Origin of the sequence: Blautia sp. AF32-4BH, from assembly GCF_003460565.1 — a bacterium.
GTDB classification, from domain to species: domain Bacteria; phylum Bacillota; class Clostridia; order Lachnospirales; family Lachnospiraceae; genus Fusicatenibacter; species Fusicatenibacter saccharivorans.
In genome coordinates this window covers 1-10,117 of the sequence record NZ_QTVL01000029.1, presented here as the reverse complement: position 1 = coordinate 10,117, position 10,117 = coordinate 1, and the positions used below count along the sequence as shown (strand labels likewise).

The 10,117-nt window shown below is 41.7% G+C and carries 10 protein-coding genes and 2 pseudogenes; 7 read left to right on the top strand and 5 right to left on the bottom strand.

The window, feature by feature from the left end:
* Positions 1 to 54: 54 nt before the first annotated feature.
* The 5 genes and pseudogenes from DWZ44_RS18870 to DWZ44_RS17545 all read right to left on the bottom strand — a co-directional run.
* Positions 55 to 273 (bottom strand): annotated as a pseudogene (locus tag DWZ44_RS18870) (DUF6040 family protein); the annotation flags it as partial.
* On the bottom strand, positions 251 to 1,972 hold the full coding sequence (locus DWZ44_RS17560; protein WP_020993872.1) for a MobA/MobL family protein: 1,722 nt from the start codon (positions 1,970 to 1,972) through the stop codon (positions 251 to 253). The pseudogene DWZ44_RS18870 and the gene DWZ44_RS17560, both read right to left, overlap by 23 nt.
* On the bottom strand, positions 1,942 to 2,301 hold the full coding sequence (locus DWZ44_RS17555) for a hypothetical protein (protein ID WP_015515801.1): 360 nt from the start codon (positions 2,299 to 2,301) through the stop codon (positions 1,942 to 1,944). Before DWZ44_RS17555 ends, DWZ44_RS17560 begins: the two co-directional genes overlap by 31 nt.
* The gene (locus DWZ44_RS17550; protein ID WP_015515802.1) at positions 2,301 to 2,615 is read right to left on the bottom strand and encodes a hypothetical protein; all 315 of its coding nucleotides are present in this window, start codon (positions 2,613 to 2,615) and stop codon (positions 2,301 to 2,303) included. The genes DWZ44_RS17555 and DWZ44_RS17550 overlap by 1 nt, the downstream gene beginning before the upstream one ends.
* A gap of 140 nt (positions 2,616 to 2,755) precedes the next feature.
* On the bottom strand, positions 2,756 to 2,986 hold the full coding sequence (locus DWZ44_RS17545; RefSeq protein ID WP_008704241.1) for a helix-turn-helix domain-containing protein: 231 nt from the start codon (positions 2,984 to 2,986) through the stop codon (positions 2,756 to 2,758).
* 171 nt (positions 2,987 to 3,157) lie between these two features.
* Here DWZ44_RS17545 and DWZ44_RS17540 point away from each other — a divergent pair, with 171 nt between their 5' ends.
* The 7 genes and pseudogenes from DWZ44_RS17540 to DWZ44_RS18865 all read left to right on the top strand — a co-directional run.
* Complete coding sequence (locus DWZ44_RS17540; protein ID WP_009265518.1) at positions 3,158 to 3,787, top strand: helix-turn-helix domain-containing protein; 630 nt, start codon at positions 3,158 to 3,160, stop codon at positions 3,785 to 3,787.
* 86 nt (positions 3,788 to 3,873) lie between these two features.
* Positions 3,874 to 5,169: a tyrosine-type recombinase/integrase gene (locus DWZ44_RS17535; protein ID WP_009265517.1), complete on the top strand. Its 1,296-nt coding sequence runs from the start codon at positions 3,874 to 3,876 to the stop codon at positions 5,167 to 5,169.
* 412 nt (positions 5,170 to 5,581) lie between these two features.
* On the top strand, positions 5,582 to 6,805 hold the full coding sequence (locus tag DWZ44_RS17530; RefSeq protein WP_117805409.1) for a serine/arginine repetitive matrix protein 2: 1,224 nt from the start codon (positions 5,582 to 5,584) through the stop codon (positions 6,803 to 6,805).
* 62 nt (positions 6,806 to 6,867) lie between these two features.
* Complete coding sequence (locus DWZ44_RS17525) at positions 6,868 to 7,506, top strand: CHC2 zinc finger domain-containing protein (RefSeq protein WP_117800749.1); 639 nt, start codon at positions 6,868 to 6,870, stop codon at positions 7,504 to 7,506.
* On the top strand, positions 7,439 to 8,755 hold the full coding sequence (locus DWZ44_RS17520) for a virulence-associated E family protein (protein WP_117800751.1): 1,317 nt from the start codon (positions 7,439 to 7,441) through the stop codon (positions 8,753 to 8,755). Before DWZ44_RS17525 ends, DWZ44_RS17520 begins: the two co-directional genes overlap by 68 nt.
* A 225-nt stretch (positions 8,756 to 8,980) precedes the next feature.
* Positions 8,981 to 9,160: a hypothetical protein gene (locus tag DWZ44_RS17515; RefSeq protein WP_066647474.1), complete on the top strand. Its 180-nt coding sequence runs from the start codon at positions 8,981 to 8,983 to the stop codon at positions 9,158 to 9,160.
* Positions 9,161 to 9,218: 58 nt separating this feature from the next.
* Positions 9,219 to 10,117 (top strand): annotated as a pseudogene (locus DWZ44_RS18865) (recombinase family protein); the annotation flags it as partial.

Sequence of the window (10,117 nt, the reverse complement as noted above, 5' to 3'; positions counted from 1 at the left end):
CACCCTTTATTATCATAGAAGAATCTTATTTACAGACTTTTTCTCACAGTCTCTTTGGAACATTACCGTTTTTGCTTTATACTGTCCGGCAAGTCGCTCTTTTTGTGTTCCGTATTTTGCTTTTGCATTCTGATAGGCTGTCCGGTTACAGGCTTCACATTTTTCATAGAGTACCGGCTTTTCTACCGGTATTTCTACGATTTTCTGATGTGTCCGGGCATAATCCCGTTCCTGTGTTAAATAGCATATTTTATCTTGACATTCCTCTATCATGACGTTTGCGCTTCGCAACTTCTCTTTCTCGATCCGCAATGCTCTGTCTGCCAGCTTCAAGTCGTTCTTTAATGCTTGAATATTCCCGGCTCTGTTCTCTTTGTTTAATTTCTCGTTCAAGGTCAGAGATTCGCTGAGCTGCGTCTTCAGTTCCACGATAAGCTGTTCTTTCTGTTCTAGTTCTTCTTGTATCTCCTCGGTCAAGAGCAGAAGTTCTTCCAACTGTTCGGCGTTCTTTGATTCTCTGGATTCGTTCATCTATATCACGTCCTTTCTCTATCTGCTGTTCCAGTTCAGCAATTCGGTGTTCTGTTTCAGTAATAAACTGTTTTCGCTGTTCAGCTTCTGTGCCAATTTCTGCCATTGCTGATTTTCGTTTTCCAAAAGCTCTATCTTCGTTTTCTGTTCTTCCATCTTGGAAAGCAGTTCCTCGGTATTTGGCAAAATGTTGAGCAGCTCGGATAACTCGTTGTTTAATTTTTGTAATTTCTGATTCTGTTTTTGCATAAGAGAGAGTTGAGTGTCCCGGTTCTGCATTTCCAGAATCATTTCTGCCATTAGGTTCTGCTGTTCTTCGATTTGACCAATCATGGATTCCATTAAGGGTATAATTTCCCGGCTTTCTTCTAATGTCATTTAATCGCTCCTTCCATAATGATAATGCACCCGATACTTTCCCAAAGGTGTTTAGTATCTTTTGCAATAACGTGTTTTGTTGTTTTATGATTTGATTTTCCGCTACTTTCCACGAGCCTTTTATTTCCTGCCCGGCAAAAAACTTTTGTTCAATCTTTCTTGCGTCAGCTCCTTCATGGATGGTAGGAATCTGGAGTTTTCCCTGCTTTTCATAAGAACGATGATCAACTTGATTATGCAAAGGCAGATGTTCATTACATACCTTTGCCCATTCACTCCGCCACAGTTCACAATTTTTTGGATTGTTCCATCCAGTAGCATCGGTCAGCACCCGTTTCCATTGCAGGCGGTTTCTTGCTCCAATCTTCTGAATTCCGTTTTCGTCTAATACAGGGATACGGATTCCATGACGGTCAGGGTTTTTCTTATCCTGCCACCAGTTCGGATGGGATTCATCAATCACGATATTTCCGTTTTTATCTCTGACAAAATCCCAATCCTTGACTTCTTTCTTTCCCCAAGAATGATCCGGGTTAAAAGGACGCATAGTTAGAAGCAGATGGACATGGGGGTTGCCATCCCCTTTGTCGTGGATACTCCAATCAGCGCACATTCCTCTATCTACAAAAGTTTTTTGGATATAGTCGGTTGTATATTGAATTTGTTCCTGTCTGCTCCATTCTTTGGGGAGGGCAAATTCAAATGACCTGCCAAGTTGGGCATCTGCATTTTTTTCAATCTTCAATACCTCATTCCATAACCTCTGTTTCTGAAATGTGATTTTGAATTTTTTTAAAGCAGCTTCTTTATCTTCTGACCTTTTGTATCGGACAGATTTTTGAAAGCGTTTTATATTTTCTTCTGGTACTATCTGCCATTCAGGAGGTGCGTTTTCGCACATCATCAGCCGGGTGTAGACCACTTCTTTTTTAGAAGTGTAATAACTGATTCTCCCTGTTTCCTCGTTTTTCATCACATCCCCATTGAGATATGCGGAAGCGGAGATAACAGATTTCCCTTTACTTCGTCCGACTATTTTGATTGTGTAATGAAAAATCGCCATGTCTGGATTCCTCCTTTCTGACGTATCCGGCATAGATTTCCGGCAACATTGCTTTCAGTTTTAGAAAAAGCAGCATTGCCGGAACTCCCTCTGCGTAAGAGTGCCCTGCGCATAGCAGCCTGCATGGAATGCGCCTCTCTGGCGAAGAGTGCCTCCTGCGGCATGAGCAGGTCTGGCTGAAAGCCCCGCCGACGGAACGAGCCCGGCAAGCGTGAGCGCAGACCGGTTGACACTTGTGGCAAACTTATTGGGACGACCTCTGGTTGTCCATAAGTGCGCCCTTCATGAAAAAGCAATGAAGGGAATGAAAAACTCATCCCCTCTGCCATTACACTTCCTCCATATCGGTATTGGTTTCTTTCTGCATTGCTTTTGAGAAAAATCTCCCATTGGCTTCCTGCCTTTTCAGAAAAACAATCAGCTTTGGGATGTCTTCTTCCTCAATAGGAGCACCAAGAACGGATTCCACCGCACCGCCAATCTGACAGAGCCTATGGGTTCGTTTTTTACTTTCCTCGGTTTTCTTTCGTTTCAGAAGTTCTTTCTTCTGTGCTGCATATCGTTTTGCTTTTTCAAGGCTTTCCTGTTCCCTTTTTTCCATTTCAAGCATTCGTTCTTCATAACTTTTTGTTGATTTTGCCATTATTACATTCTCCTTTCTTTTGCAAACATAAGTTCTCGGTTGCGTATCAGAAGAAGCACATGGTATAATCTTCTTGCGTGTAGGTATATCATGGCTTTGGTCTGATAGAACCTTTGGCGGTTTCTTTGGAAGCCGCCTTTTTAATTTGCCACAGTTCTTGTTACAGCTTTTACATTTCCTCTATCCCTCAAATCACGACCTTCATTAGCTTCCATAAACATTTCCAGAATATCGGTTTTAATCAGGACTTTGCGACCAACCTTTAATACTGGAAGTTTCTTCCATTCTACAAGCTGTCTTAAGGTGTTTCTGCCGATTCCCGTATAGTCAGCAGCTTCTTCGATGGATAATGCAATTTTTCTTTGCGTCATATAATCACCTCCTTACAAATTGCATTATGCAATTCTTGTGATGTAAGTATATCCTTTTCACATCTTTTTGTCAAGCGTTACGAAATGTTAAAAATAAACTTTATATTGCATATTGCAATTTCAGAAAAACAATGCTATAATTCATACATACCGAAAAAGGAGGCAGTCAGCATGAAAGATAAAGAATTACGCAAGCTGATAGGGAGCAGAGTAAAACAGCGCCGTCTGGAATTGAATCTGACACAGCCTTATGTCGCAGAAAAGATGGGTGTTACCGCTTCTACAATCCTGCGTTATGAGAATGGTTCGATTGACAATACGAAAAAAATGGTGTTGGAAGGTCTTTCGGAAGCACTCCATGTATCTGTGGAATGGCTCAAAGGGGAAACAGATGAATATGAAACCGATATTACGGATAAGAGAGAATTACAGATTCGTGATGCGATGGGAGATATTCTGGAACAGTTACCACTTGCCCTTACCAAAGAAGAAGATGCTTTTTCAAAAGATTTATTACTGCTGATGTTAAAACAATATGGTCTGTTTTTGGATTCCTTTCAGTTCGCCTGCAAAAACTTTAAGGGGAATGATGGTCAGACGGATATTGCCAAAACAATAGGGTTTGAATCGAATGATGAATATAATGAGATTATGTTCTTAAGGGAAATCACTCACACCATCAATGCTTTTAATGAGATGGCAGACATCGTAAGGCTCTATTCCAAGAAACCCAAAACAGCAGAGCAAAGGCTTGCAAATCTTTTATCAGAAGTCTTATACGAAGATTCCGAATCGGTATAGTAAGACAGCCGGAGTTATGATATACTTACACGCACGAAGCATTTCATCAGTTCCGATTGTCTAATATCGAAAGGAGACATACGATTATGGCAAAAGGATCTGTAAGAAAAAAAGGAAAGAAATGGTACTACCGCTTCTATGTAGAGGACGCAAGCGGCAATCTTGTTCAGAAAGAATGCGTTGGAACAGAAAGCAAAAGTGAAACTGAAAAACTGCTCCGTCAGGCAATGGATGATTATGAGAAAAAGAAATTTGTTGCCAAAGCGGAAAATCTCACAGTCGGACAACTTTTGGATGTGTGGGCAGAGGAGGAATTAAAAACAGGTACGCTCAGCAATGGTACTGTGGAGAATTACCTCGGAACAATCCGAAATATTAAGAAACATCCGCTGGCAGAACGGAAATTAAAAAATGTAACCTCTGAGCATTTGCAATCCTTTTTTGATTTGCTTTCCTTCGGGGGAGTTCATCCCGACGGAAAAGAGAGAAAGGGTTACAGCAAAGATTACATCCATTCTTTTTCCGCAGTCATGCAGCAGTCCTTCCGCTTTGCAGTATTTCCAAAACAGTATATTACGTTTAATCCCATGCAGTATATTAAACTGCGGTATCAGACGGATGAAGTTGATTTGTTTTCAGACGAGGACATGGACGGAAATATCCAACCAATTTCACGAGAAGATTATGAAAGATTGCTTGCTTATCTGAAAAAAAAGAACCCAGCCGCAATACTTCCAATCCAGATAGCCTATTATGCCGGGCTTCGTATTGGAGAAGCCTGCGGTTTGGCGTGGCAGGACGTAAATCTGGAAGAACAATGCCTTACCATAAGACGTAGCATCCGATACGATGGCTCAAAGCGCAAATATATCATCGGACCAACCAAGCGGAAAAAAGTGAGGATTGTTGATTTTGGAGATACGCTGGTAGAGATTTTCCGTAATGCCCGGAAAGAGCAGTTAAAAAATCGAATGCAGTACGGAGAACTTTATCACACGAACTACTACAAAGCGGTCAAAGAGAAAAACAGAGTGTACTACGAATATTATTGCTTAGACAGAACAGAGGAAGTCCCGGCAGATTATAAAGAAATTTCTTTCGTCTGTTTAAGACCGGATGGTTGTCTGGAACTTCCAACTACTTTGGGAACTGTTTGCAGAAAGGTGGCAAAAACATTAGAGGGATTTGAAGGCTTTCATTTCCACCAGTTACGTCACACCTATACAAGCAACCTTTTAGCAAATGGAGCAGCCCCAAAAGATGTGCAGGAATTGTTAGGACACTCAGATGTCAGTACCACAATGAATGTCTATGCTCACTCCACAAGAGATGCTAAACGAAAATCGGTTAGGCTTCTTGATAAAGTGGTAGGCAATGATTAAAGAAATTCCCTTATTTCCCTTGTAATTATCTCATAAGGGCAAAAATAAGGGAAACTACATATCATTTCACTAATGGACAGGCGGGAAAGCCTATAAAATGGGGAAAGTTAGAGGAATAATTATATAAATTCCAGGTTGTCGGATTGTAAAGGCAGAGCCTTACGCAAGGTGCAGGAGAAAGACTCCGCTTGGGTTAAGGGCGAAGCGCCTTAGCCGGTCAAGGGTGCAACCATTGCCCAGTTAGTGGCGTTTCGCCACTAAGTACTGGGTATTGCTTGTAGCAGAGCTTCACAAGATTAAGCAACTTCGTTGCAAATCCCTTCGGGAAAAACTAAATATTGTTATTATTAACAGGCTGAGTAGAGAGATTTACTTGGTCTTTTTTTGTAGAAAAAAAGAAAGGAAGAGTTGAATGAAAGCAACAAGACATAATGGAAGGTCGGGAAAGCATGGGACTTATGATGCCAAACATAATGACCGCAGATTTGATGTTGAGAACAGTGAGCATATTGACGCAGAGAGGACGAAATTCAATGTCTATTGGGACTGCTATCAGGGTTATAGTCTGCCAAATGATGAAAACGAAAGAGCAAGATTTACTTTTACCGAAGTGGAGAAGGCATATTATGTTGAAAAATATTCAGATCATGTGGAAGGACAGAACGAAAGAAATCGAAAGGCAAGGCACTATGACCGTGTAAAAACGATTGATGGTATTCTTGAAAATAACAAAACGTGTCCGGAAGAGACTTTATTACAGCTTGGAAACATTGACGGAACAGTTTCAGCCGATGTACTTGCTCAGATTAGTGCAGAATATTTTGAGGAATTTAATAAGCGATATGGTTCTCACGTCCATATTTTGGACTGGGCTTTGCATCTTGATGAAGCCACACCGCATATCCACGAAAGACACGTTTTTGATGTGGTCAATCAATATGGAGAATTGTGTCCCCAACAGGATAAGGCATTGGAAGAATTGGGGTTTGAACTCCCGAAACCGAATGAGAAAAAGGGGAAATACAATAACCGTAAGATGGTCTTTGATGAAGAGTGCAGAAAGTTGTTTATCAGCATCTGTCAGAAACACGGACTGGATATAGATGTTGAACCGGTCTTTGGTGGTGTAAGCTATCTGGAAAAGCAGGATTTTATTATCATGAACCAACAGAAGCGCATTGATGAGAAACAAGCTGTCTTAGATGGTCTTATGATGAAGATAGAGGATGTAAATGTAGTTGTTGAGGAAGCGGTAGACCTTGCCTATGAAAAGGCTTGTGAGGTGGTCACAGAGCGTGTGAAAGAGGAAACAGTGAAGCATGATGTGGATGTCGTAAAAGATTATGGGGAACTGTTACAGAAACAGCCAAAGGAGAAGCTCAGTGACAGTTCCAAATCGGTTGCTTCCAAAGTTGTAAATGCGATTGTTTTCCGACTGGAAAAAGCGTCTCAGGTTTTTCTTGGCAATATCATTTCTGCCCTAAATGAACCGAAGAATAAGGCGAAAGCAAAGGAGCTGATTCGGGAGCAGGCAAGAGTATCTATTCAGGAGAAGCTGAAAGAAATGCAAAAGCAAGTCAAAGAAGCAGAGAAAGAACGGAACGTATCTGTCAGAAAAAAGAATATGGAACTTTAAGGAGCATTTGTTATCCATGACTGGAAAAAACAGATGCTTTTTTATTGTCCGGAAAGGATATTATGGGAGTATTTGATGAAGTAAAGGAACGAGTGACCGCAAGGGCGGTTATGGAACGAGCCGGAATTGTTTTTAACCGTAGTAATATGTGCAGATGTCCGTTTCATCAGGATAAGACAGCGAGCATGAAAGTAAAGCCGACAGATAAAAAATATTTCTGTTTTGGCTGTGGGGAAAAAGGAGATGCGATTGATTTTGTTGGCAGGTATTATAATCTTTCTCCCAAAGATGCAGCCATGCAGATTGCAGATGAATTTGGAATAGCCTATGACAGTTCGGTTCGTTCTCCACCAAAGCCGGTCAGGAGAGAAAAATCCCCAATGCAGATACTGGCAGAAGCTAAGACAAAGACCTACCGGGTGTTGTCTGATTATTTCCATTTGTTAAAAAAATGGGAAAGAAATTTCAAACCGAAGAGCATGGATGAAATTGATGCAAGGTATGAGGAAGCGGTGCAGAATCTGCCAAAAGTGGAGTGTCAGCTTGATATTTTGCTATGGGGGACAGAAGAAGAAAAAGAAATGTTGGTAAGAGATTTGGGAAAGGGGGTGGAGGATATTGAACGGAGAGTCAATGAGTATCTCAGAAATCAGGGAACAGTTAATCACAACAGACAAAGGAGCTGTGAGGCAGTGCATTAGGAATGTTGTTACGGTATTGGGGAATGATCCGAAGTTCAGGGGTGTTATTTGTTACAACATGATGACAGACCGGAACGACATTGTAAAAGATTTAGGATGGTATCGGGAAAGTCCTGTCCTGACGGATTCTGACATAGACCATATCATGCTGTATCTTGAAGAAAATTACAGTTTGACAACGGAGAAAAAGATAAAATCGGCAATCAATGTAGTGGCTATGGAAAACAAGTACCACCCCATTCAGGAAAAACTTAATTCTTTGGTTTGGGACAAAAAAGAGCGTATCAAGGATGTGTTGTATCACTTTCTTGGAGCTGACAGGAATGTTTATGTTTACGAAGCAATGAAAGTTCTTTTGTTGGGGGCAATTTCAAGAGTGTTTCATCCGGGAACGAAATTTGAATATATGCTGATACTTGTGGGCGGTCAGGGAGCCGGAAAGTCAACTTTTTTCAGATTCCTTGCCATGAATGATTCGTGGTTTACTGATGATCTGAAAAAGCTTGATGATGAAAATGTGTTCCGGAAAATGCAGGGGCATCTAATCATAGAATTGTCGGAAATGATAGCGACAGCCAGTGCAAGGAGTATTGAAGATATTAAGTCTTTTATCAGCAGGCAGAGTGATATTTACAAAGTACCTTATGAAACACAGCCCAAGGACAGACCAAGACAGTGTGTATTTGGTGGCACATCCAATGCTATGGATACGCTTCCGCTTGACCGAACCGGTAACAGACGGTTCATGCCGGTCATGGTTTATCCTGAGAGGGCGGATTGTCATATTCTTGATAATGAAGCTCTTTCAAGGGAATATATCGAGCAAGTGTGGGCGGAAGCTATGGAGATATTTAGATCAGGAGACTTCAAACTGATGCTTGGCAAAGAGTCCTCTGATTACCTGAAAGAGTATCAGAAGCAGTTCATGCCGGAAGATGCTGATGCCGGTATGATACTTTCTTTTCTTGATGATTTCAAGGGAGACAGAGTCTGCTCCAAACTGCTATGGAAAGAAGCGCTTCGCAGAGACTATGAGCCAAAGAGAATTGAACTAAAGCAGATTTGTGATATTATGAACAACTCTGTGAGCGACTGGGTAATGAGCGATGGGGCAATGCACTTTGGAGAATATGGTAAACAGCGTGGCTGGGTGCGTGCCGGTTCGTCTCAGGAAATCCCCGACAAAGCGGATAGCGATGGGTTTATCGAAATACCAAAGCAGATGGAGTTGGAGATACCATTTAAGTAACAAAATTGATGAAGTTACCTTGCTGTTACTTATCTTGTTACCCAGTGGAAGTATTGATTTTACTGGGCTTTCTATGAAAGGTAACAAAAGTAACAAGAAAATAGAAAAATAAATAAAATACGGATAGCAAGCATAGGTAGCGGTGATTTGAGAAGTCTTTTCGGTCATGTTACCTTTTTTGTTACCCTTTCCCTTGTAGGGGAATCTTGGAAAGGAGCGGTGCAAATGCAGGAGGAGAAAGCAGTGGAAAATAAAGAGAATTATATTGATGGTGGCAATTTCAAGGCGAGAATAGGAAACACTACCTATCTTGTCGGGGTGTTCTTCAACAAAGCAAAAAAGGTAACAGTAGAGGATAGAGTGAAGAATCTGATCTGTCAGGAAGTGGTTGCCGGTAATTTCTAATGAGTTTGTCATAAAAACAATCATTTTTTAATGAATTACGAATCTCTGTATTGACAAAACGCTTCCGAAAGGAACAATTCTGGTGGAGTGTGGAAAAATGCTCCAAAGGGGCGCACCCAAGCTGGAGAAGGACGGAAAGCCCATGAAGGATAAGCACGGCAAGGTCATTTATGAGCCGTACCGAATCAAGGTCCTAAATACCATCAACTTCAAGAAGTCCATGCACTATAACCCCTTTGCATACATCCACTCGGAAAAGGATATTCTGAAGCTGGTGACAACGCTAATCGCTAATACCAAAGGCGAGGGCAAGGCCGGAGACGATTTCTGGGTCAAGGCGGAAACATTGCTGTATTGCGCATTGATCGGATATATCCACTATGAAGCTCCGGTGGAGGAGCAAAACTTCTCCACCCTCATCGAGTTCATCAACGCCATGGAAGTCCGGGAGGATGACGAGGAGTTCAAAAATCCCGTAGACCTGATGTTTGATGCACTGGAATCGGAAAAGCCAAACCACTTCGCAGTGCGGCAGTATAAGAAATATAAGCTGGCAGCCGGTGTTGTATGCTCTAAAAGACTTCTTAATCAAGCGGTTGGGAAGTCTCTTAGAACACACAACCTAAAACCGAAGAAAGGAGCGCAAGTTATGAGAAAAAATGAGAAAATCACAGCTCTGTACGAACGACTGAGCCGTGATGACTTTGGCAAAGATGATGACCAACAGCGTGAGAGCAATTCCATATCCAATCAAAAGGCTATGTTGGAGGACTTCGCCGCACGGCAGGGCTTTACAAACATTGTCCATTTCACGGACGATGGTATCAGCGGCACTTGTTTTGACCGCCCCGGATTTTTAGCCATGATGAAAGAGGTTGAAGCCGGGAATGTGGAGTATCTGTGTATCAAGGACATGAGCCGCATGGGTCGTGACTATCTGAAAGTCGGTCAGATTAT

Coding starts and splice junctions, on each gene's coding strand:
- DWZ44_RS17560 (WP_020993872.1), bottom strand. CDS start 1,972: ATGGCGATTTTTCATTACACAATCAAAATAGTCGGACGAAGTAAAGGG.
- DWZ44_RS17555 (WP_015515801.1), bottom strand. CDS start 2,301: ATGGCAGAGGGGATGAGTTTTTCATTCCCTTCATTGCTTTTTCATGAA.
- DWZ44_RS17550 (WP_015515802.1), bottom strand. CDS start 2,615: ATGGCAAAATCAACAAAAAGTTATGAAGAACGAATGCTTGAAATGGAA.
- DWZ44_RS17545 (WP_008704241.1), bottom strand. CDS start 2,986: ATGACGCAAAGAAAAATTGCATTATCCATCGAAGAAGCTGCTGACTAT.
- DWZ44_RS17540 (WP_009265518.1), top strand. CDS start 3,158: ATGAAAGATAAAGAATTACGCAAGCTGATAGGGAGCAGAGTAAAACAG.
- DWZ44_RS17535 (WP_009265517.1), top strand. CDS start 3,874: ATGGCAAAAGGATCTGTAAGAAAAAAAGGAAAGAAATGGTACTACCGC.
- DWZ44_RS17530 (WP_117805409.1), top strand. CDS start 5,582: ATGAAAGCAACAAGACATAATGGAAGGTCGGGAAAGCATGGGACTTAT.
- DWZ44_RS17525 (WP_117800749.1), top strand. CDS start 6,868: ATGGGAGTATTTGATGAAGTAAAGGAACGAGTGACCGCAAGGGCGGTT.
- DWZ44_RS17520 (WP_117800751.1), top strand. CDS start 7,439: ATGAGTATCTCAGAAATCAGGGAACAGTTAATCACAACAGACAAAGGA.
- DWZ44_RS17515 (WP_066647474.1), top strand. CDS start 8,981: ATGCAGGAGGAGAAAGCAGTGGAAAATAAAGAGAATTATATTGATGGT.